This is a genomic window from Hydrogenophaga sp. A37 (assembly GCF_002001205.1).
In the GTDB taxonomy this organism is placed as follows: domain Bacteria; phylum Pseudomonadota; class Gammaproteobacteria; order Burkholderiales; family Burkholderiaceae_C; genus Hydrogenophaga.
This window is the reverse complement of sequence record NZ_MUNZ01000052.1, coordinates 20,081-41,896: the sequence shown is the minus strand read 5'-3', so window position 1 is coordinate 41,896 and position 21,816 is coordinate 20,081. Positions and strand designations below refer to the sequence as shown.

Sequence of the window (21,816 nt, the reverse complement as noted above, 5' to 3'; positions counted from 1 at the left end):
AAACGTACCTAAGTTCTAAAGAGGAAAATTCATGCTCAAACGCAGGGACATCATCATCTCAGCGGGAGCCGCCAGCCTCGCGCGGTTTGCGATAGCCGCACCGGTTAGTGTGGACCACAGTCAGAAGATGTATGCGGTCGATCAAGGCACATCCAACTTGTGTTGGCTCGCATCGGCCGCGATGCTCATGTCTGCGGCAAGGGGAGTGCCGACCACCATGGCACAACTGGCTGGCGAACTCGGCGGGATGTGGAAGTCCATGTACGACACCAAGGCGGCTATCAGCGTCGATCGCGTGGTGCCATTTGCTAAGGCGCTCAAAGCTCGAACGGATGGACTCAAGTCCATGACGCCCGACACTTGGGCCAAGCTCATCGGTCCCGGTCCAGTGCTCCTGCTTGGTTACACGCCTGGAGCGTTGATGGGCCATGCGATAGTGCTGGCGGGACTAACTGGCGACACCAAAGATTTCAAGGGTATGAAGGCTATGGTCGTCGACCCGAACGGTGGAGCGAAGTCAACGAAGGCGTTCCCTGCTCTTCTCCAGTTCTATGAAGGCGCTGCGTCTGCGGGTGTGCCGCAGTTGATGTTCCTGTGAACTGCAAAGCGCCGACGCATCGTCTCGTTCGGGCCAACTTTTAGTGTTGAAGCGAGTGGGTACTGACGCCTGGACAGGGGCATAGAGTGACTCTGGTGTCGAAAGCCAGCGCTTTCACTATGGCTCACTTAAACACAAAGATTTATGAGTTTACGGGACCTGCTCAACTTCTACTTCGGCGCTTGATTCTTCAATTCATTCGCCATTAAATATCATCTCGATTTCCAAAAGGTATAAGGAGAAAATTTCAATGACTAATCTCCCAGAAAATCGGAACGAATTCGAACCTGCTCTGCTTGATGCGGCTTTGCACCCAACGCGGCGACTTATTTTAGCGACAGCAGTAGGGAGCATCGTGTATCCTATTGTCGGTTTCGCACAAGCCCAAGTCGCACCCTACCAATTGCTTTCCTTGTCGACCCGGGACTTTCCTATACAGAAAATCGGAAGCTGCGCCGACCTTGAGCGAAACATCACGTTCATGATGGCTGAAGCCAAGCGTGCAAAAGACAATCCAGTCGCTGTTGGCAAAGAATTTCTGGCTCAGGTTGACGCTAAACGTGCAGAGTTCAAGAGTGCACACAATTCGGCTCTGAAACTTTTAGAGGCGGGTAAAATTGATTTGGCATTGAATAGTACAGGTTTGGCTTTGAGCACTCTTTCAATTGCTCTAGGAGTTGCATTTACTGGCCCCATCGCTGTCGGGGTTCTAGCTGGCGCAACCGTCCTAGCTGGGCCCGTAATGTTTGCCGCGCAAGCATACTTTGCACCAAACTCGGTAACGCCCACATTCGCGGGCGTGTTCACAGCTCAGCGTGCAGGCATGTTTGTCGAATTAAGCGCACAACACGCTGGCAGGAAGCTGCTACAGCACTCGGTGGCTGCTTTAGGACTTTTTGTTGCAGCATACGAGTTTAAAAATACGTACGCAGATGTCACTAAAGCACAAACAGCTTTGAAAAAAGCAATAGTGGAATTAGGACAAATAGAAGCGGCACTTACAGCAATAGGATCTGATCACAAGACTTGGGGTGAGCTTCGTCACCTACAGCTTGTTACAAGCGCCAACTCCCTCAAGGGTTTTGTTGAGGCTAGCCGCAGCACTAACTGCCTTTTCGTGATTGATCCACCTGGCCCAATTCTTCGTCGGCCATGATCCGAAAGTTGTAGGAAGGTCAACTGCAAGAGTTTCACTGCGCCTTACAGGTAGCAAGGCACAGTAGCTCCAGTGCCCTTCGTTTTTCTGGTAAGTAATCGTGTCCATCGTAGTGCCTGTTCTGAACCCCCGTCAGACCATGTGACTGCAGATGACCTCTCACCTCGCGGCCGACACCCTCGCGAGCCAGCAAGGTTTCAACGCCTGAGCGGATTCGCTTAAGCTGAAAACTCTCAATCTCCGACCCGACAATCTCATGAGCCCACCCCGTCAGCGTGCGCGCACTGATGGGTTTTTTCCCGTGGGTGGTCGAGAAAACGTATTCCCCCTCACGCGCCAATTGCTTCAGGTCGATTGCCGCGGGGGGTACTAGGGGCACCTGATGAGGGCGCGGCCCCTGGCTGGGACGGCCTTTGCCGTCGAAGAGCCTGATACTGTCTTCACCAACATCCGCCCACCTCAGTCGGATGAACTGCTCGATGCGTTGGCCTCCGGTCAATAGGTGCAACCTCAATGCTGCTGCTTCAGGTCCAGGGCGAGCAGCGATCAAGTTCCAATACCTCTTCAACTCCTCCAGGGTCAACGGCCGCTTGTCGGCACGGTCGAACTGAGGGGACCGTCGTGTCTGCGCTGCTGGGTTGAACACCACGCCGAAGGTCTTGAAGGCCACCGGAATGGCGGCCAAGGTCCGCACATCCAGCGCACACTGATAGGCAGCTCGCAAGTAGGACCGCAATTTGTTCGCTGTGCGCCCCTTGCCACTTTCGATGAGCCGTCGCAGCATATCGAGCACCTGGTCGGGCGTGAGGTCCACAGCTGGCGCCTTGGCCACCGCAGGCCATGCTTCCATTACATGCTTCTGAAAAATCCCCTGCGCATCCACATGGCTGCGACGACCCTGCGCCTTCAGATATTCCACATAGGTTTCGAGCAGCTTCTCCAGGGTGCGCGTGGATTTCTCGGCCTCTTCCGACTTCTTGGCGAGAAAGGCTTTTCGTGTCTCGGCCTTGGCCTCTTGCAGCCCGCCCGTGTCGGCACGTTCGACATGCACCTCGGCCAGCGCCCTGCACCTCTCTAGCGCGGCAACGATGCCGTATCCACGCACAGTCGGCTGGAGCTTCTTGGGCGGCGCAGTCGGGTCGTAGACGCCGATGCTGGTCTTGCCGGCATACGAGTACCGCCAGTACAGCTGGACCGCGCCATTGGCCAGCTTGCGCGCCTGCAGCGCACGCCTCGATCCAGGCGGATGTGCAGGGTCACGAGCGCTACCATTCAACCATCAAATGGCTGCCGAACCGTAAAGAGTTGATCCTTTGCCATAGTCTGCGGTTGCTCTGGTGCCATTCTGGTGCCAGTTTGAGCTGGGATGGTCCGGGACCGCCCGAAACGACTTTAGACGCAGATTGATGGTTTGCCGAGGGACCAGGAATGGCAAGTAGTATCAGGAAACGCCATAGGGTCTCATTTCCAGGGACTGTGAGTCCGTAGCTGTGTGTATTTGGGATCCTTGCCAACCACCTCTGGCTCTGAATTCAAGTGACCCGCCACTGCGCCACATCATCGCTAGTAATGTACTCAGATAAATGACGAGTCCCGAGGGTAAAGCGAACGACCGCACTACGCGAAAGGGTTGGTGGTACTTTTGGTGGTATCACAATCTTCAGATAAGGGAAGACTCAGGTTTCATGAGACCTGCAGCACATGATGTGAACGACGCCTCCCCGCCAGGACATCTCAAAAAGGCCACCTCTTAAGGTGGCCTTTTTCTTGCTCGCGATTCATCCCAGTCATCGTCCATCTGACCCGATTTCATTCGCGAGCTCGCATCAAACAAAAAAGCCACCGCTTGGTGGCTTTTTTGTTTGACGAAGAAGGCGCTCGCGAGCGCCTTCTTCAACCAACCGAGATCAGCGGATCACGGCGATGGTGGTGCGGGCACCACCCTTGTAGGTCATCAGCGTCAGGGCACCGTTCTTGATGTCGCCCTTTTCGTCAAAAGCGATGTTGCCGGTCACGCCCTTGTGCTCGATGGCCTTGAGAGCGGGGAGGTACTTGGCGGGCTCAGACGAGTTGGCCTTGACCATGGCTTCGGCCATCACCTTCACAGCGTCGTACACGTAGGGTGCATACACCTGAACATCGGAACCAAACTTGGTCTTGAAGTCGGCGCGGAATTTCTCCATACCGGCCTTCTGCTCGCCTTCAACGCCACCGGCTTCTGCGCAGTAGACCTGCTCGTCGGCCATGCCGTCACCGGCCAGCTTGGGCAGCTCGCTGGAGCAGATGCCGTCGCCACCCATGAACTTGGCTTTGATGCCCAGCGCCTTCATCTGCTTGAGCATCGGGCCAGCCACGGCGTCCATGCCACCGAAGAACACCACGTCGGGCTTCTTGGCCTTCAGGGTGGTCAGGATGGCGTTGAAATCGGTGGCCTTGTCGTTGGTGAACTCACGACCCACAACCTTGCCGCCGGCAGCCGTCACGCCCTTTTCGAACTCGTCGGCCACGCCTTGGCCGTAAGCGGTGCGGTCGTCAATGACGGCCACATTCTTGCCCTTGAGGGTTTCCACAGCGTACTTGCCAAGGGTGCCACCGAGGTGCACGTCGTCAGCCACCATACGGAACACGCCAGCGTAACCCTGACGGGTGTACTTCGGGTTGGTGGCCGAGGGGGAAATTTGGGGAATGCCAGCGTCGTTGTAAATCTGCGAAGCAGGGATGGTGGTGCCCGAGTTCAAGTGACCGATCACACCAGCCACTTTGGCGTCCACCAGCTTTTGAGCAGCAGCGGTGCCTTGCTTCGGATCGGCAGCATCGTCTTCGGCCAGCAATTCGAACTTGGCGGGCTTGCCATTGATGGTCAGACCAGCGGCATTGAGTTCTTCAATGGCCATCTTGGCACCGTTTTCGTTGTCTTTGCCAAGGTGGGCAATGGCACCGCTGGTCGGACCCACGTGACCGATCTTGATCACACCGTCGGCGGCTGGGGCTGGCGCTGCGGCAGGTGCCTCTGCAGCAGGAGCGGCTGCAGGAGCAGCCTCTTCTTTTTTACCGCAGGCAACCAGAGCGACGGCCGCAGCGATAACGGCCAGTTTGATGTTCATGTGCATAGATGTCCTCGGAAAGGAAGAAAGGTTGGAATGCGGAGGGAACTTTTTCTCCACACCCATAAAGATACTCCAAAACACACGCACTTTCGCGGGCTGCGCCTTATTTGCGCGGCATCTTCAAGGGTTTGCCCCAGCACATATCACGCCAACGCATGAGCCATAAGACGGGCGCATGAATGCAAAACTCAAGCCTCCCGGTAGCCAGCAATGTCATGCGCCACCGGTTCGAGGCCAGCGTCCTTGTATTGCCTCCACCGTTCGCGAGCGCCCTGGCGGTCATCGGCGCCACCGCTCACCAGCTCGATGACCCGCTCAAACCGCTCCACCGCTGCGGGCACGGCACTGCCCATGTTGACAAGCACGTCAGCGTCGAACCTGTCGGTCTCGCGGGCACTCAGAACAATGGGGGAGCGCCGCAGCACGTGGGCCGGTTCTGAGTCACGAGCATGAGGCACAAACTCGCCTTGTCCCATGAGCCACAGCGCTCGGTCCAGCGCATCGAGGGCGTGCTCATCTCCACACACCAGCAGCTTCGAACCCCTCAAGTAGGCCTTGCGCAGCAGCCGACAGGCGTACGCATTCGTATCACCCACGTTGAGATGGAAAGCAACCTCGGTCATGACGACTCGAGAATCAGGCTCGACGAGGCGCCACCGCAGTCCTGCGCTTCTTTTCGTTTGATTTGCCGGTCTCTGCTGCGGCAGCTTCGTCGACCAGGTACTGAAGAAGCAACGGCACCGGTCGCCCCGTGGAGCCCTTGGAAGCACCGCTCTTCCAAGCTGTACCCGCGATGTCCAGGTGAACCCAAGGCGTTTCGGTGACAAATTTCTGGAGGAACTTGGCGGCGGTGATGGCTCCGCCAGCGCGCCCCGCAACGTTGCCCATATCGGCAAAGTTGGACTTCAGGCCCTCGGCATAGTCGTCGTCCAACGGCATGCGCCAGCACAGGTCCAAGGAACGGTCCCCCGCCACACTGAAGGCCTCTGCCAGCTCATGGCGGTTGGAGAACAGTCCTGATCGAACCGCACCAAGCGCAATCACGCAGGCGCCAGTAAGGGTGGCGATGTCAACCACACAACGGGGCTTGAACCTGGCCGCATAGGTCAGCGCGTCACACAGGATCAACCGCCCTTCTGCGTCAGTGTTAAGGATCTCGATCGTCTGCCCGCTCATGCTGGTGACCACATCGCCTGGCTTCACCGCCAGTCCATCGGGCATGTTTTCGCAACTCGGGATGATGCCGACCACGTTGATGGCCGGCTGCAATTCGGCCAACGCTGCAAAGGTGCCCAGCACACTGGCGGCGCCACCCATGTCGAACTTCATCTCATCCATCTCTGCGGCGGGTTTGATGGAAATGCCACCGGTGTCAAAGGTGATGCCCTTACCCACCAGAACCACAGGCGCACTGCCCTTGGCACCACCGTGGTACTGCATCACGATGAAACGCAACGGCTCTGCCGACCCACGGGCCACAGCCAGGAATGCCCCCATGCCCAAGGCGGCCACTTCTTTCGGCCCCAGCACCTCGGTCTTGATGCGGGGTTTGCGGCCAAGCTTGCGTGCGACGTCGGCCAGTTGGCTGGGTGTGGCGTGGTTGGCTGGGCGGTTCGCCCACTCCTTGGCCAACTCCACCCCCGTCACGAGGGCCTGCCCCATCTGGAACTCCTGACGCGATGCCGCCACATCTTTCACACCCAGCACCACTTGCTTGAGCGATCTCGCGTGCGCCGAGGGTTTGGTGGTTACGTAGCTGTAAGTCGCATCGGCCGTAGCGGTCATGGCTGCGCGCACGGCAGCGGCGTCACGCTCAAGTAAAGACAGCAGCACGCCCAACTTCTTGACCCCTGGCACCTTTACCTGCGCCAAGGCGGCCGTCATCGCCTTGCGCACCGCGGCGGCCGACCCATCTCCAGCACGAACCAGCACCACACGGCCGGCCTTGAACCCCACCGGGCGGTAGCACGACAGGCACTTTCCGGCGCCAGACTCCAGATCGCCGCGTCGTGTAGCCTCACTAACCAGCTCGGTCAGGGCATCAGAACCGCCTGCTGCGGCCACGCTGTCGGGCACGAGCACCAACACAGCATCAACGGCCCACTGTGCAGCTTGAGCGCCTGTAAGGGGTTTGAGTTCAAAGTCCATAATTGCGTCTTTCCGGTTTCATTCGATGTTATTCCATTCTTCTATTCGCACTGAGCTGGCGCGCAGTTTTGGGGCCACGCTGGTGGTGCTGTTCACCATCGTGCTGACGGTGCTGCTGATCCGCACCTTGGGCATGGCCTCCCGCGGCAGCGTCAACCCGGAAGAGGTCATGCTGGTGTTGGGGTACACCGTGCTGGGGTACACCCAGACCATCCTGACGCTGGCCCTCTTCATTTCCATCGTGTCAACGCTCTCGCGCATGTACCGCGACAGCGAAATGATCATCTGGTTCTCCAGCGGCCGCTCGCTCGGCGGATTTCTCAGTCCTGTGTTTCGGTTCGCCTGGCCCATTCTCATGGTGATCGCGCTGATGGTTTTTTTTGTTTGGCCGTGGGCCAACCAGCAAACCGAAGACCTGCGTGCCCGGTTTGAAAACCGGGGCGACCTGCAGCGCATTGCGCCAGGGCAGTTCCAAGAATCCTCTAGCGGCCGGCGGGTCTTTTTCATCGACAAAGACACCGCCGATGGCACAGAGGGAAAGAACGTGTTCATCTCCAGCATTGAAAAGAACGGCAACGAGACGGTGACATCGGCCAACTCGGGACGCATCGAATGGGTCAAAGACCGGCAGTTCCTGATGCTCAACAGCGGACAACGGCTGGAAAATGATCCGAATACCGGGCGCATCAAAGTCAGTGAATTCGAACAGTACGGTGCACAAATTGGCGCTGCTGCCATCTACACCGGCAGCGCAAGGGCGCTCAGGGCCCGCAACACGCTCGCGCTGCTCAAAGATCCCAATGTGGGCAACATGGGCGAGTTCGGGTGGCGCATTGGCGTGGCGCTGACTGCATTGAATCTGGTGTTGCTGGGCGTGGCGGCCACCATCAGCAACCCACGCGCCGGCAAAGGCGGCAATCTCATGTTCACCCTGTTTGCATTCATCGTTTACTTCAACATGCTCAATGTGGGACAACGGTGGGTGGCCTCCGGACAGGTCAACTGGGTCACCTTGCTGGTGCTGCTGCATGGCACCGTGTTGGCCTTGTGCGCGGTCTGGCTCGCCAAACGCCACCACAACGTCAGTCTGCTCGACCTGCCCCGCCGCTTCTTGACAGGCCCGCGGCCAGCAGGTGCTGTCGCATGAAAACCATCCGCCGACTCATCTATGGCGAGATCCTCATCGCCACGGGCTTTGTGTTGCTGGCGTTCCTGTCGCTGTTCTTTTTCTTCGACTTTGTGGAAGAACTCGGCTCGCTCGGGCAGCCCTCGCGCCTGGATCCGAAGGTGATCTACGAGATGCGCCATGCCCTGTTGTACGTGGGTCTGCTGATGCCCAGCCGGGTGTACGAGTTGTTGCCCATTTCGGTGCTGATCGGGTCGGTCGCGGTGCTGGCGCGTCTGGCGCAGAGTTCGGAATACACCATTCTGCGAACCAGTGGCCTGGGGCCCTGGAAAGCGCTGCGCACCTTGTTGGGCTTGGGCCTGCTGTTTGTCGCGCTGACCTTCGCCATCGGCGACTACGTGGCGCCCATCGCCGACAAAACGGCCCAATTGCTCAAAGCCCGTTACCAGGGGCGCATCAGCCTGGGGCAGACAGGCGCCTGGCTCAAGGAACGACAGACCCACAGCAATTTTTCGGTGAATGTGGGTTCGCTCTCGCCGCAAGGTGAGCTGGGTGAAGTTCGCATCTTCGAGTTCGACAACCAGGGTTTGCTCTTGTCCACGCTGCAGGCCGACAAAGGTCAGATCGAAAAGAACAACACCTGGACGCTGCGCAAGGTGGTTCGCCGCGAGTTCGAGACCTCCGGTCAGACGTCGGCCAAGATCGTCAAGAGCGTGCACCGGACGTTTCACTGGCCCAGCAGCATTTCCGCCGAGATGGTCTCGGTCGCCTTGCTGAAACCCGACCGCATGCGCACCGCGGACCTGTATGCCTATGTGCAACATCTGGAGGCCAACGGTCAGACCGCCCAGCGCTACGAAATCGAATTCTGGCGAAAGGTTTTTTACCCGCTCAGTTGCCTGGTGATGGTGGTCCTGGCGCTGCCCTTTGCGTATTTCCACTTTCGCAGTGGCGGAATCACGGGCTATGTGTTTGGCGGCGTGATGATCGGTATCAGCTTCTTTCTGCTCAACAACGTCTTCGGGCACATTGGCAACCTCAACCACTGGCGCCCCTGGCTCGCGGCCGCGTCTCCGGCCATCATCTATTCCTTCGTCTCGCTCGGTGCCTTTGGCTGGCTCGTGCTGCGACGGTGAACCCCATGCAAGGTGTGATCGTGTTTGCCCATGGTTCGCGGGACCCGTTGTGGCGCGCGCCCGTGGAGGCGGTGGCCGAACAGATTCGGCGCACCGATCCACACGCCAAAGTGGCCTGCGCCTACCTGGAGCTCTGCGCGCCCGATCTCCAGGCGGCCGCCAGCGCCCTGCTGGCCGAGGGTGCCACGAAGGTGCGGGTGCTTCCGCTGTTCTTTGGCATGGGAAAACATGCCCGGGAGGACCTGCCTGTGCTGATGGCCGAATTGGCCGCGTCGCACCCCCACGTGGTTTTTGAACAGCTGGCGACCGCTGGCGAAGACCCCCGACTCACCGCGCTGCTGGCCCGCATCGCCCTGGAACCGCGCACATGAATTTGCATCAGTTCCGCTTCGTGCAGGAGGCGGTGCGCCGCAACCTCAACCTCACCGAAGCAGCCAAGGCGCTGCACACTTCGCAACCCGGTGTGTCCAAAGCCATCATTGAGCTCGAAGACGAGCTGGGCATCGAGATCTTTGCACGGCACGGCAAGCGCATCAAGCGCGTCACCGAGCCCGGCCTCCAGGTGCTCAAGAGCATCGAGGTGATTCTGCGTGAGGTGAACAACCTCAAGCGAATTGGCGAACAGTACGCCGCCCAGGACAGCGGAACGCTGTCGATTGCCACCACGCACACCCAGGCGCGCTATGTGCTCCCAGGGCCAGTGGCAAAGCTGCGGCAGGCCTACCCCAAGGTGTCGATCAGCCTGCACCAGGGCTCGCCCGATCAGGTGGCGAAGATGCTGATGGAAGAGGTGGCCGAGATCGGCATGGCGACCGAGTCGCTGACCAACTACCCCGACCTGGTCACCCTGCCCTGCTACGAGTGGCAGCACGTGCTGGTGTTCCCGCACGACCACCCCCTGGTGGGTCGTGAACGCATCACGCTGGAAGACCTGGCCCAGGTGCCGCTGATCACCTACCACCCCAGTTTCACGGGCCGCACCCGCATCGACCAGGCTTTTGCCTTGCGTCACCTGCGACCCAACATCGTGCTCGAAGCCATCGACTCCGACGTGATCAAGACCTACGTCAAGCTGGGTATGGGCGTGGGCATCGTGGCCGAAATGGCCATGCAGGGCGACAACGCGACGCCCGATCTGGTGGCCCGCCCCGGGGCGCAGCTGTTCGGCCACAACCTGGCCCGTGTCGCGTTCAAGCGCGGCAGCTACCTGCGCCAGTTCGTGCTGCGATTCGCCGAGCTGCTGAGCGACCGGCTTTCACGCGAGCTCATCATGAAAGCCATGAGCGGGACGCCGGATGACTATGAACTTTGACACCCCCCGCGCCGGCCTGACGGCCGTCACCCCCCAGGGGGCAACACCTGCGGCCCGGCTGAGCCGGTTCCGCGGTGTTCTGGCTGGGGTTCCCTTGCTCTCCGGATATTGACATGGCAGCTCTCACGCCCCGCACCCACGCCCTCACCACCCGCCTGCCCAACGTGGGCACGACCATCTTCACCGTCATGTCCACGCTCGCGGCCGAGGTGGGGGCGGTCAATCTGGGCCAGGGGTTTCCTGACTTCAACTGTGATCCAGTGTTGGTGGATGCTGTGACCCACGCCATGCAGGCAGGCCACAACCAGTATCCACCCATGCCGGGCGTGCCGGCACTGCGCCAGGCCATGGCGGCCAAGATGCAGGCGCTCTACGGCCTGCGCTGCGATGCCAACACCGAGATCACCGTCACGGCGGGTGCCACGCAGGCCATCCTCACCGCCATCCTGGCCGTGGTTCACCCGGGCGACGAGGTCATCGTGCTCGAACCCTGCTACGACAGCTACGTGCCCAACATCGAGTTGGCTGGCGGCGTGGCCGTGCGCGTGCCGCTCACGCCCGGCAGCTTCCGCCCCGACTTTGGCGCCATCGCCGCGGCCATCACGCCACGCACCCGCGCGCTCATCATCAACAGCCCGCACAACCCCAGCGGCCAAGTCTGGACCGAGGCCGACATGCTGAAGCTGCAGGAACTGCTGGCGCCCACCGACGTGCTGCTGATCAGCGATGAGGTGTACGAGCACATGGTGTTCGACGGCCAGCAACACCAGAGCGCGGCGCGCTTCCCGGGCCTGGCGGCGCGCGCCTTCATCATCAGCAGCTTTGGCAAGACCTACCATGTCACCGGCTGGAAGGTCGGCACCGTGGTGGCGCCCGCGCCGCTCACGGCGGAGTTCCGCAAGGTGCATCAGTTCAACGTGTTCACCGTGAACACGCCGATGCAGCACGCACTGGCCGCCCACATGGCCGACCCGGCGCCTTATCTGCAGCTGAGCGCCTTCTACCAGCGCAAGCGCGACCTGTTTCGCGAGGGCCTGGCCGCTACCCGCTTCACGCTGCTGCCGGGCCAGGGCACCTACTTCCAGTGCGTCGGCATTGGCGATCTGGCGGTGCCCGAACGCGACCTGCCTGAAGCCGACTTCTGCCAGTGGCTCACCCGCGAAATCGGTGTGGCGGCCATTCCGCTCTCGGCGTTCTACGGCAACGGTTTCGACCAGAAAGTGATCCGCTTCTGTTTTGCCAAGAAAGACGACACGCTGCACAGTGCGCTGCAGCGCCTGGCCCGCCTGTAGGTTGACTGCGGCGCTCAGCTGCTGAGCTGAGCCCAGGCCTTGTCGAGCCGCTTCACGCTCACCGGCTGCGGTGTGCGCAATTCCTGCGCGAAGAAACTCACGCGCAGTTCTTCGAGCAGCCAGCGTACTTCCTGCAAGCGTGCGTCCTGCACACCCTTGCGTTCGGCCACCAGACGCCAGAAGCGCTGGTCCTGCGGGCGCAGTTCAGCGAACTTGGCCGCGTCGCGCGCCGGGTCGGCGCGCAGCTTGTCCAGCCGCAGCTGCACGGCTTTCAGGTAGCGCGGAAAGTGCTGCAACTGCGCGTAGGGCGTGCTCAGCAGAAAGCGCTTGGGCACCAGGCGCTGCAGCTGCTGGGTGATGTCGGTGGCCACGTCAGCGGGCGGTCGGCTGTCTTTCAGCTTGCGCGCGGCGGCCGCGTATTCGGTGAGGATCAGGCCCGCGTTGCGCGCGATTTCGGATGAGATCAGCGTGAGCCGGCCTCGGCCCTCTTCCACCCGCTTTTTAAACGCGGCTTCGTCGGTGGGCAGCGGGTCGGCCAGGAAGGCGCGGTCCAGCGCAAGTTCGATGATCTGGTTGCGCAGCTCCTCCAGCGTGCCGCCGCCCGCGCCGCTCTCGGTCTTGCCGACCTGCATGTAGGCCGTTGCCATGGTCATCAGACCAGGCAGGTTCTTTTCGAGGTACTTCAGCGCGTCGCGGATCTGCAGCGCGAACAGGCGGCGCAGGCCTTCGCGATGGCGTGCCATCGCCACCTCGGGCTCGTCGAACACCTCGATGCCGACCGCATCGCCCAAGTCCATCAGCGCCGGGAAACCGATCAGCGTCTGCCCGCCCTTGCGGATTTCCATCAGCTCGGGCAATTCACCGAAGTCCCAGCTGGTGTGGCGCTGGGCGGCGCTGGCGGCAGGTGCGGCTGGCGCTTCGGTCGCGACGCGGCGCGCACCGCCTGCGCTGGCGGGTGTCGGCGCGGCTTTGGTTTCTGGCGCGGCCGGGCGCAGGCTCTCCAGCTTCAGCGAAGCCAGCGCCTGAAACGCCCCACGCGCTTGCCCACCCAGCTCGGCCTTGAGCGCGGCGAGGCTGCGCCCCTGGCCCAGCTGGCGGCCGTGTTCGTCCACCACGCGCAGGTGCATGAAATGGTGGGGCGTGAGCATGTCGACCTTGATGTCGTTGCGCGCGATGTCGAGCTGCGTCGCTTCGCGCACCAGCTTGAGCAGCGCGTCCATCAGGTTGCCGGCACCGAACGCTGCAGGCTCGGTGAGCGCGTTGGCGAAACGTTCGGCCGTGGCGGGCAGCGGCACCAACCGCGAGCGAGGGCGCTGGTGCAGGGTTTTCAACAGCGCCAGCAGCTTCTCTTTCAACATGCCAGGCACCAGCCAGTCGCAGCGGTCTTCGCTGACCTGGTTGAGCGCAAAGATCGGCACCGCGACGCTCAAACCATCGCGCGGGTCGCCCGGTTCGTGCAGGTAGGTGCAGGCGCAGTCCACGCCGCCGAGACGCAGCGTCTTGGGAAACGCCTGCGTCGTGATACCGGCCGCCTCATGGCGCATCAGCTCTTCTTTGGTCAGCAGCAGGAGCTTGGGGTTGAGCCGCTGCGCGTCTTTGTACCAGTGCTCGAAGCTGGCGCCGCTGCACACGTCGGCGGGCAACTGCTGGTCGTAGAAGGCGTAGATCAGCTCGTCGTCCACCAGCACGTCCTGCCGGCGCGACTTGTGCTCCATCTCTGCCACCTGCTTCACCAGCTTCTGGTTGGCGGCGAGGAACGGCAGGCGGGTTTCCCAGTCGCCAGCGACCAGCGCTTCGCGGATGAAAATTTCGCGCGCGCCCGCCGGATCCACCCGGCTGTAGTCGGTGCGGCGGTTGTGATAGACCACCAGACCGTAGAGCGTGGCGCGCTCCAGCGCCGAGACGCGGGCCGCTTTCTTTTCCCAGTGTGGGTCGAGCAGTTGCTTCTTCAACAGGTGCGTGCCCACCTGTTCCAGCCAGGTCGGATCGATGTTGGCGATACCCCGACCGAACAGGCGCGTGGTCTCGACCAGCTCGGCGCAGACGATCCAACGCCCGGGCTTTTTGCTCAGGTTGGCGCCTGGGTGACGGTGAAACTTGATGCCGCGCGCGCCCAGGTACCAGTCTTCGGCCTCGTTCTTCTGGCCGATGTTGCCCAGCAGGCCCGAGAGCATGGCCAGGTGCAGCTGTTCGTAGCTCGCGGGCTGGGTGTTGAGAACCCACTTGTGTTCGGCCACCACGGTGTGCAGCTGGGTGTGGATGTCGCGCCACTCGCGCACCCGCCGCACGTTGATGAAGTTCTCGCGCAGCAGGGTTTCGTACTGGCGGTGGCTGAGCTTGTGGTCTTTGCCGTGGCCGCCTTTGGTGTCGTCCAGCCACTTCCAGAGCTTGAGCGTGCCGCTGAACTCGCTCTTCTCATCGTCGAACTTGGCGTGCGCCTGGTCGGCCTGGGTCTGCTTGTCCATCGGCCGGTCGCGCACGTCCTGCACGCTCAGAGCCGAGGCGATGACCATCACCTCGTCGAGCGCGCCGCGCTGCTGCGCCTCCAGCAGCATGCGGCCCACCTTCGGGTCCAGCGGCAGCCGCGACAGCGTCTCGCCGATGCGGGTCAGCTCGTTGGCCTCGTCCACCGCGCCCAGTTCGGAGAGCAGCTGGTAACCGTCCACGATGGCGCGCTTTTGCGGCGCTTCGATGAACGCAAAGTCTTCCACCGCGCCCAGGCGCAGCGCCTTCATGCGCAGGATCACGCCCGCGAGCGAGCTGCGCAGGATCTCCGGGTCGGTGAAGGCGGGTCGGCCATTGAAGCCGGCCTCGTCGTATAGCCGGATGCAGATGCCGTCGGCGACCCGGCCGCAGCGGCCCGCGCGCTGGTTGGCCGCCGCCCGACTGATCGGCTCGACCATCAGCTGCTCCACCTTTTGGCGGAAGCTGTAGCGCTTGACACGCGCCGTGCCGGCGTCGATCACATAACGGATGCCCGGCACGGTGAGCGAGGTCTCGGCCACGTTGGTCGAGAGCACGATGCGCCGGCCGCTGTGGTCCTGGAAGATGCGGTCCTGCTCGGCCTGCGAGAGGCGCGCAAACAGCGGCAGCACCTCGGCGTTGCGCAGCGTGGGGATGTGGCTCAGGTGCTTGCGCAGGTGGTCGGTGGCCTCGCGGATTTCGCGCTCACCGGGCAAGAAGATCAGGATGTCGCCACCTTGCGGCGTGCGCCACAACTCGTCCACACCATCGGCGATGGCGTTGTTGAGGTCGTAGTCGCGACTCTCTTCAAACGGCCGGTAGCGCACCTCCACGGGGAAGGTGCGACCCGACACCTGGATGACCGGGGCCGGGCCTTTTTTTGATGCGAAGTAGTCGGCAAAACGCTGCGCGTCGATGGTCGCGGATGTCACCACCACCTTCAGGTCGGGCCGACGCGGCAGCAGCTGGCGCAGGTAGCCGAGCAGGAAGTCGATGTTGAGCGACCGCTCGTGCGCCTCGTCGATGATGATGGTGTCGTAGGCGCGCAGGTCCGGGTCGGTCTGTGTCTCCGCCAGCAGAATGCCGTCGGTCATGAGCTTGACCGATGCATCCTTGGAGAGACGGTCCTGGAAGCGGACCTTGAAACCCACCACCTCGCCCAGCGGCGTCTTCAGCTCCTCGGCGATGCGCTTGGCCACGCTGGAGGCGGCGATGCGGCGCGGCTGGGTGTGGCCGATCATCTGCGGGCGCTGGCCCGGCTTTGCGTTGAGCTTGCCGCGCCCCATCTGCAGCGCGATCTTGGGCAGCTGCGTGGTCTTGCCCGAACCGGTCTCGCCGCAGACGATCACCACCTGGTGCTCGCGCATGGCGGTTTCTATCTCGGCCCGGCGGGCGGAGACGGGCAGGGACTCGGGGAATTCGATGTGCAGCGGCGCGGTGGTCAAGGGGGAACTTCAGTCAAAATCAGGCAACCGGCGATTATCCGCGCCCTGAACCTCACACGACCGCCCCGCCCCGCCCCATGTCCAACGTCTTCAACTTCACCTTCGTGCCCTGGTTCCGCTCGGTCGCGCCCTACATCCACAAGCTGCGCGGCAGCACCGTGGTCGTCGGCGTGGCGGGCGAAGCGATTGCGGCGGGCAAGCTGCCCCTCATCGCGCAAGATCTGGCGCTGATCCAGAGCATGGGCGTGGAGGTGGTTCTGGTGCACGGTTTCCGCCCGCAGGTGAACGAGCAGCTGCGACTCAAAGGGCATGAAGCCAGGTACTCCCACGGCATGCGCATCACCGACTCGGTGGCGCTGGACTGCGCGCAGGAAGCCGCCGGCCAGCTGCGCTACGAGATAGAGGCCGCATTCAGCCAGGGCCTGCCCAACACGCCCATGGCCGGTGCCACGGTGCGCGTGATCTCGGGCAACTTCGTCACCGCGCGACCCGTGGGCCTGATGGACGGTGTGGACTTCCAGCATTCGGGCCTGGTGCGCAAGATCGACACCGAAGGCATCCAGCGCACGCTGGACATGGGCGCATTGGTGTTGCTTTCGCCGTTCGGTTTTTCGCCCACCGGCGAAGCCTTCAACCTCAGCATGGAAGACGTGGCCACCTCGGTGGCGGTGGCGCTGCAGGCCGACAAGCTGATGTTCCTGTGCGAGGTGCCGGGCATCGCTCTCGATGCCGGCTCACCGCACCCCGACAGAGACGGCGTGATCGACACCGAACTGCCGCTGGCCGATGCCAAGAAGTTGCTCGGCGTGCTGCCCGCGCCCACCCAGCCCACCGACACCGCGTTCTACCTGCAGCACTGCATCCGTGCCTGCGAAGGCGGTGTGGAGCGCAGCCACATCCTGCCGTTCGCGGTAGACGGCGCGCTGCTGCTGGAGATCTACACCCACGACGGCATCGGCACCATGGTGGTGGACGAGAAGCTGGAGAGCGTGCGCGAAGCGACGATGGACGACGTGAGCGGCATCGTGGCGCTGATCGAGCCGTTCGAGAAAGATGGCACCCTGGTCAAGCGCGACCGCACCGAGATCGAACGCGACGCTGGCAACTACACCATCATCGAACACGACGGCGTGATCTTCGGCTGCGCCGCGCTCTACCCCTACCCCGAGGCCCGCACCGGCGAGATGGCCGCACTCACCGTGTCACCCGACACCCAGAGCCAGGGCGACGGCGAGCGGCTGCTCAAGCGCATCGAGACCCGTGCCAAGGCCCAGGGGTTGCAGAGCATCTTCGTGCTCACCACACGCACCATGCACTGGTTTCTCAAACGCGGCTTCGTGCAGGTGAACCCAGACTGGCTGCCCGAGGCCCGCAAGCGCAAATACAACTGGGACCGCAAGAGCCAGGTGCTGGTCAAGAAACTGACCTGAAAACACGGGCTTCTCTGGCTTGACGAAAGTCAGGCCGCTGGATCACCATCGGTTCCAACCGACTGTTTGATCACACGCCTGTGAAGCCACCAATGACCGAACGCAGCAGCTCCGGCGCCAGCGCTACCACCGAAGAATCTGCCCGAAAATCTGCGCCCCGTTCGCGCAGCAAAAGCAACGCCTCGGTCCCTCCTCCGCGGCGCACCAAGCTGGGCGACGTGACCGGCAGCACCCGCCCCAAGCGCATCGCTCGGCTCACGGTGAAAGACACCGTCAGCGCACGCCAACAAGCGGAATTTGCAGCCGTGCGCGACATCCTGAGAAAGGTGGGCCACACCCGAAAGGCCAAGGCCGCGGGCCTGCGCGCCATTCTGGAAGGTGCTGCGCCCGACGATGCCAAGGCCATCCGCCGCCTGCTCAAGGAAGAAGCCCAGAGCGTGCGCAGCCGCACCCAGCCCATCAACCACCCCGACGAGGTGTTGTCAACCGACTGGCGCAGCGGCGCCTATCCCTACAAGAACCTGCTGTCGCGCAAGGTTTACGAGGCGCAGAAATACCTGCTGCAGGTGGAACTGCTCAAGCTGCAGGCCTGGGCAAAGGACACCGGTCAGCGCATCGTGATCCTGTTCGAGGGGCGCGACGCAGCCGGCAAGGGCGGCACCATCAAACGCATGATGGAACACCTGAACCCGCGCGGTGCACGCGTGGTGGCCCTGGAAAAGCCCAGCGACGTGGAGCGAGGCCAGTGGTACTTCCAGCGCTATGTGCAGCACCTGCCGACCGCGGGCGAGATCGTGCTGTTTGACCGCAGCTGGTACAACCGCGCCGGCGTCGAGAAGGTCATGGGGTTCTGCTCCGAGGACGAATACCAGGAGTTCATGCGCCAGACGCCGCAGTTCGAACGCCAGCTCGTGCGCAGCAGCGTGCATCTCATCAAGTTCTGGTTCTCGGTCAGTCGCGAAGAGCAACGCCGTCGGTTCAAGGAACGCAAGGCGCATCCGCTCAAGCAGTGGAAGCTCAGCCCCATCGACCTGGCTTCGCTGGACAAATGGGACGACTACACCCAGGCCAAGGAAGCCATGTTTTTCGAGACCGACACAGCCGATTCGCCGTGGACGGTGATCAAGAGCGACTGCAAGAAGCGTGCGCGCCTGAACGCCATGCGCTACCTGCTGCAGAAACTGCCCTACACCAACAAGGACACGAAAAACATCGGCGCCCTTGATTCACTGATCGTGGGACGGGCACACGTGGTGTACGAACGCGGCGAGCGCCCGGGCGGCGCCATCCTCTGAACGCTCAGAAACCCCCAAAGAGAAGCCGCCCGAGGGCGGCTTCTGCTTCTCTTTGATGGTCCATTGATTCAAGCAGGAGGCCTGCGCACCAGCATCAGCAGCGCCAGCACAGCGATGCCCGAGAAACACAGGAACGACCAGTTGGCGATTGACAGGCCCAGGAAGGTCCAGTCCACCGCCGAACAGTCACCACTGCCCTTGAAAATCATGGGGATGGCGCGCTTGAGCGGAAACGATTCGATCATTCCGTAGAAGTCGCGTCCACAGCTCATGATCTCGGGCGGGTTCCATTGCAGAAAGCTCTGGCGGGCTGCCACGAAGGCCCCACTCACAGCCAGCGCCCCCATGGCGCCAATGCTCACCTGACGCCCAGTGCGACCGGGCAGCACCGCGGCCACACCCGCCACCACCGCCACCAGAATCAACGCGTAGCGCTGCACGATGCACATCGGGCATGGCTCCAGCCCGACGACCTGTTGCAGGTAGAGAATGCCGTAGGCCAACAGGCTGACACAGGCCGCGGCCACCAGCGCGAGCACTCGGCGAGGGGATTGATCCAGCAGGTTGAAAATGGGGGCAAGGGCGCTCAAGCGATCTCCTGAAAATGAAACGAGGCGCTGCGGTGGACCCGGCGAGCGCCTCGGAGTTCCTCGTGGAACGAGCAATTAACTGTCCGCGAAAGCACGCTCAATCACGAACTGGCCCTGGCGGGTGGTGTTGCCTTCGGCAAAACCGCGCTTCTCGCACAGGGCCTTGAGATCACGCAGCATTTCGGGGCTGCCGCAGATCATGACACGGTCCTCTGCGGGGTTCAGTTCAGGAATGCCGAGATCCTTGGCCAGTTGACCGTTCTCGAGGATGACCGGGATGCGGCCCTGGTGAACGAAGGGCTCACGGGTGACGGTCGGGTAATACAGGAATTGCTGCTGCACCATTTCGCCGAGGAATTCGTCCTGCTTGAGTGTGCTTTCCAGCATCTGGCGGTAGGCCAGTTCCTTGACCTCGCGCACACCGTGCACCAGCACGACCTGCTCGAACTTTTCATAGGTCTCGGGGTCGCGGATCACGCTCAGGAAGGGCGCCAGACCGGTGCCGGTGGCCAGCAGGTACAGGCGCTTGGCGGGCAGCAGGTAATCGATCAGCAGCGTGCCGGTGGGCTTGCGGCCGACGATGACCTTGTCACCCACCTGGATGTGCTGCAGGCGGCTGGTCAAGGGGCCGTCTTGCACCTTGATGCTCAGGAACTCCAGGTGTTCTGCGTAATTGGGACTGGCGATGCTGTAGGCGCGCAGCAGCGGTTTGTCGTTGACCCGCAAGCCGATCATGGTGAAGTGGCCGTTGGAGAAACGCAGCGCCTGGTCGCGCGTGGTCGTGAAGCTGAACAGACGGTCGGTCCAGTGATGCACGGTCAGGACACGTTCTTCGATGAAAGCACTCATGGTCTTGAAAAAGGTCAGGTAGCCGCGCCCCGGCGACGACAGGTCGAAGATTGACCCGGCAAGCCGGGCTGCGGTCGGGGCACCGCGATCAAAGCAGAAATTGTAAAAGCCCCAATGGGACGGCGATTTGCGTTATGTCAGCCCGGGTGGTGCAGCAACAGGTGACACTGCGAGCAGTTCACCCTGTCCGAGCGACCCCAAGGACACCCAATCGTTGATACAGTCTGGGCCAAACGGCAACGCCCTTACTGGCCCAGATATTCTGGAAAACCCGCATGATGCCCGCGCTGGGTTAAAACCAGAACCAATATATTTTTATTTGACTCATATCCAAAGAGATATTAAGGACACCCCATGGCACGCACCATCCAATGCATCAAGCTCGGCAAGGAAGCCGAAGGTCTGGACTTCCCGCCCTACCCCGGCGAGCTGGGCAAGCGCATTTTTGAGAACGTGAGCAAGGAAGCCTGGGCGGCCTGGCTCAAGCACCAGACCATGCTGCTCAACGAAAACCGCCTCAACTTGGCCGACGCGCGCGCGCGCCAGTACCTGGCCCGCCAGATGGAAAAACACTTCTTCGGCGAAGGTGCCGACGCCGCCGCCGGCTTCGTGCCGCCGCCCAGCGCATCCTGATCCCGACCCACATGCCCGGGTCCATCGGTCCGGGTGCCTCATCCCCATTGATTGAGCCTTCTGAGCCTTTTGCCTCCCGCCATGCCTTGGTGATCGGCGCTGGCCTGGCCGGGTCGGCTGTTTGCGCGACCTTGGCCCGTCGCGGCTGGAAGATCACCCTGCTGGACGCCGCCACTGGCCCGGCTCAGGCGGCGTCGGCCCTGCCCGTGGGCATGCTCAGCCCCCATGTGACCCGGGTCCCCACACCGTTGTCGCGCCTGTGCGCACTGGGGGTGGCCGATGCGCGCGCCGAATTGCAGCGGTTGGTGCCGCAAGGGCACGGGTGGCAAGCCTGCGAGGTGGACAACCTGGGCCACGACCCCGGCCGCTGGCCTGCGGCGCTGGTGCGGCCGGCCGCACTCGTGAACGCCTGGCTGGACGAAGCACGTGGCCTGGGTGGGCTCGACTGCCGCTGGGGCCGGCGCGTGGCGGGTCTCGCTCGAACGCCTGATGGCACCTGGGTGGCGCTGGACGACTCCGGCCGGCACATCGCGCAGGCGCCGACCGTGGTGGTGGCGTCCGCGCATGGCACCCGCACCCTGCTCGAAGGACACCCTGGTTTGACCGCCACGGCCTTGCCGCTGCGCCCGGTCAAGGGACAGATGAGCCTGGCCGCGCTCGACGGTGACCCACTGGCGCCGCGACCCATGCGCAACAACGGCGTTTTCGTTCCAGCTTACGAAGACGCGGGTCTGCCGCCGGAGTGGCCCTCGCGTGTCTGGGCCATGGGCTCCACCTACGAGCGCGGTGCAGACAACAGCACGGTCGAGGGGGCTTCCCATGAGCGCAACGCCGAAAGCCTGCAGGAGATGCACGCTCCGGCGGCCAGCGTATTGCGGCAGTCTGCTGCCGACGGCTCCTTGCGGGGCTGGGCGCAGGTTCGGTGCGCCTCGCTGGACCGATTGCCTTTGGCGGGCGCCGCACCCGATGTTCCCGCACTCAACGCGCTGATGAACACCGCAGGCGCTCGGCGAGGGCGTGTGCCCATGGCCGACACCCCGCGCCTGCCCGGCCTCTACCTGCTGACCGCACTGGGCTCGCGTGGCCTGACGCTGGCGCATTGGTGTGCCCACTTGCTGGCCGCCCGCATGAGCGGCGATGCATCGCCACTGCCCCTCACCGACCCGGACCTGGAACGGGCCCTGGACCCATCGCGATTTGCCTGGAAGGTCGCCCGGCGACAACCCGCCTGAGCGC

At 62.5% G+C, this 21,816-nt stretch carries 18 protein-coding genes; 11 read left to right on the top strand and 7 right to left on the bottom strand.

Features of this window, described 5'->3' with window-relative positions; translation table 11 throughout:
* Window positions 1-31 precede the first annotated feature (31 nt).
* The gene (locus tag B0E41_RS01780) at window positions 32-598 is read left to right on the top strand and encodes a papain-like cysteine protease family protein (RefSeq protein WP_077328179.1); all 567 of its coding nucleotides are present in this window, start codon (window positions 32-34) and stop codon (window positions 596-598) included.
* A 250-nt stretch (window positions 599-848) separates the two neighbouring features.
* Window positions 849-1,754, top strand: a complete 906-nt coding sequence (locus B0E41_RS26410; protein WP_143433615.1) for a hypothetical protein — start codon at window positions 849-851, stop codon at window positions 1,752-1,754.
* Window positions 1,755-1,788: 34 nt separating this feature from the next.
* On the opposite strand, the gene B0E41_RS01775 is transcribed toward B0E41_RS26410, so the two are convergent.
* The 4 genes from B0E41_RS01775 to B0E41_RS01760 all read right to left on the bottom strand — a co-directional run bounded on the left by B0E41_RS01775 (window position 1,789) and on the right by B0E41_RS01760 (window position 7,009).
* The gene (locus tag B0E41_RS01775; RefSeq protein WP_077328177.1) at window positions 1,789-3,030 is read right to left on the bottom strand and encodes a tyrosine-type recombinase/integrase; all 1,242 of its coding nucleotides are present in this window, start codon (window positions 3,028-3,030) and stop codon (window positions 1,789-1,791) included.
* A 631-nt stretch (window positions 3,031-3,661) separates the two neighbouring features.
* Window positions 3,662-4,858: a branched-chain amino acid ABC transporter substrate-binding protein gene (locus B0E41_RS01770; protein WP_077328197.1), complete on the bottom strand. Its 1,197-nt coding sequence runs from the start codon at window positions 4,856-4,858 to the stop codon at window positions 3,662-3,664.
* Window positions 4,859-5,049: 191 nt separating this feature from the next.
* On the bottom strand, window positions 5,050-5,484 hold the full coding sequence (locus B0E41_RS01765; RefSeq protein ID WP_077328175.1) for a DNA polymerase III subunit chi: 435 nt from the start codon (window positions 5,482-5,484) through the stop codon (window positions 5,050-5,052).
* Between the two features lie 13 nt (window positions 5,485-5,497).
* Entirely contained in the window at window positions 5,498-7,009 is a 1,512-nt protein-coding gene (locus B0E41_RS01760; RefSeq protein ID WP_077328173.1) for a leucyl aminopeptidase, read from the bottom strand.
* 25 nt (window positions 7,010-7,034) lie between these two features.
* Here B0E41_RS01760 and lptF point away from each other — a divergent pair, with 25 nt between their 5' ends.
* The 5 genes from lptF (at window position 7,035) to B0E41_RS01735 (ending at window position 11,875) form a co-directional block, all read left to right on the top strand.
* Window positions 7,035-8,156: an LPS export ABC transporter permease LptF gene (gene lptF / locus B0E41_RS01755; protein WP_077328171.1), complete on the top strand. Its 1,122-nt coding sequence runs from the start codon at window positions 7,035-7,037 to the stop codon at window positions 8,154-8,156.
* Window positions 8,153-9,271: an LPS export ABC transporter permease LptG gene (gene lptG, locus B0E41_RS01750; RefSeq protein WP_077328170.1), complete on the top strand. Its 1,119-nt coding sequence runs from the start codon at window positions 8,153-8,155 to the stop codon at window positions 9,269-9,271. The genes lptF and lptG overlap by 4 nt, the downstream gene beginning before the upstream one ends.
* Window positions 9,272-9,276: 5 nt before the next feature.
* The gene (locus B0E41_RS01745; protein ID WP_077328169.1) at window positions 9,277-9,642 is read left to right on the top strand and encodes a CbiX/SirB N-terminal domain-containing protein; all 366 of its coding nucleotides are present in this window, start codon (window positions 9,277-9,279) and stop codon (window positions 9,640-9,642) included.
* Window positions 9,639-10,583: a CysB family HTH-type transcriptional regulator gene (locus tag B0E41_RS01740; RefSeq protein WP_077328168.1), complete on the top strand. Its 945-nt coding sequence runs from the start codon at window positions 9,639-9,641 to the stop codon at window positions 10,581-10,583. The genes B0E41_RS01745 and B0E41_RS01740 overlap by 4 nt, the downstream gene beginning before the upstream one ends.
* Window positions 10,584-10,696: 113 nt before the next feature.
* On the top strand, window positions 10,697-11,875 hold the full coding sequence (locus B0E41_RS01735; protein ID WP_077328167.1) for a pyridoxal phosphate-dependent aminotransferase: 1,179 nt from the start codon (window positions 10,697-10,699) through the stop codon (window positions 11,873-11,875).
* A gap of 14 nt (window positions 11,876-11,889) precedes the next feature.
* On the opposite strand, the gene hrpA is transcribed toward B0E41_RS01735, so the two are convergent.
* Entirely contained in the window at window positions 11,890-15,783 is a 3,894-nt protein-coding gene (hrpA, locus tag B0E41_RS01730; protein ID WP_077328166.1) for an ATP-dependent RNA helicase HrpA, read from the bottom strand.
* A gap of 77 nt (window positions 15,784-15,860) precedes the next feature.
* Between hrpA and argA the strand changes: the two genes are divergently transcribed.
* Window positions 15,861-17,213: an amino-acid N-acetyltransferase gene (gene argA, locus B0E41_RS01725; RefSeq protein ID WP_077328165.1), complete on the top strand. Its 1,353-nt coding sequence runs from the start codon at window positions 15,861-15,863 to the stop codon at window positions 17,211-17,213.
* A 92-nt stretch (window positions 17,214-17,305) separates the two neighbouring features.
* The gene (ppk2, locus tag B0E41_RS01720; RefSeq protein WP_077328164.1) at window positions 17,306-18,508 is read left to right on the top strand and encodes a polyphosphate kinase 2; all 1,203 of its coding nucleotides are present in this window, start codon (window positions 17,306-17,308) and stop codon (window positions 18,506-18,508) included.
* A gap of 68 nt (window positions 18,509-18,576) precedes the next feature.
* Here the strand turns inward: ppk2 and B0E41_RS01715 are convergent, their stop codons facing one another.
* Together B0E41_RS01715 and B0E41_RS01710 are read right to left on the bottom strand one after the other, a co-directional pair.
* Window positions 18,577-19,098: a disulfide bond formation protein B gene (locus B0E41_RS01715; protein ID WP_253194537.1), complete on the bottom strand. Its 522-nt coding sequence runs from the start codon at window positions 19,096-19,098 to the stop codon at window positions 18,577-18,579.
* A gap of 75 nt (window positions 19,099-19,173) precedes the next feature.
* Window positions 19,174-19,947 carry a ferredoxin--NADP reductase gene (locus B0E41_RS01710; RefSeq protein WP_077328163.1) on the bottom strand — a complete coding sequence of 258 codons (774 nt, stop codon included), beginning with the start codon at window positions 19,945-19,947 and terminating at the stop codon, window positions 19,174-19,176.
* Between the two features lie 354 nt (window positions 19,948-20,301).
* On the opposite strand from B0E41_RS01710, the gene B0E41_RS01705 reads away from it, so the two are divergent.
* Together B0E41_RS01705 and B0E41_RS01700 are read left to right on the top strand one after the other, a co-directional pair.
* Window positions 20,302-20,580, top strand: a complete 279-nt coding sequence (locus tag B0E41_RS01705; RefSeq protein ID WP_077328162.1) for an oxidative damage protection protein — start codon at window positions 20,302-20,304, stop codon at window positions 20,578-20,580.
* Between the two features lie 11 nt (window positions 20,581-20,591).
* A complete protein-coding gene (locus tag B0E41_RS01700; protein ID WP_077328159.1) occupies window positions 20,592-21,812 on the top strand; it encodes an FAD-dependent oxidoreductase in 1,221 nt (406 codons plus the stop codon).
* Window positions 21,813-21,816 lie beyond the last annotated feature (4 nt).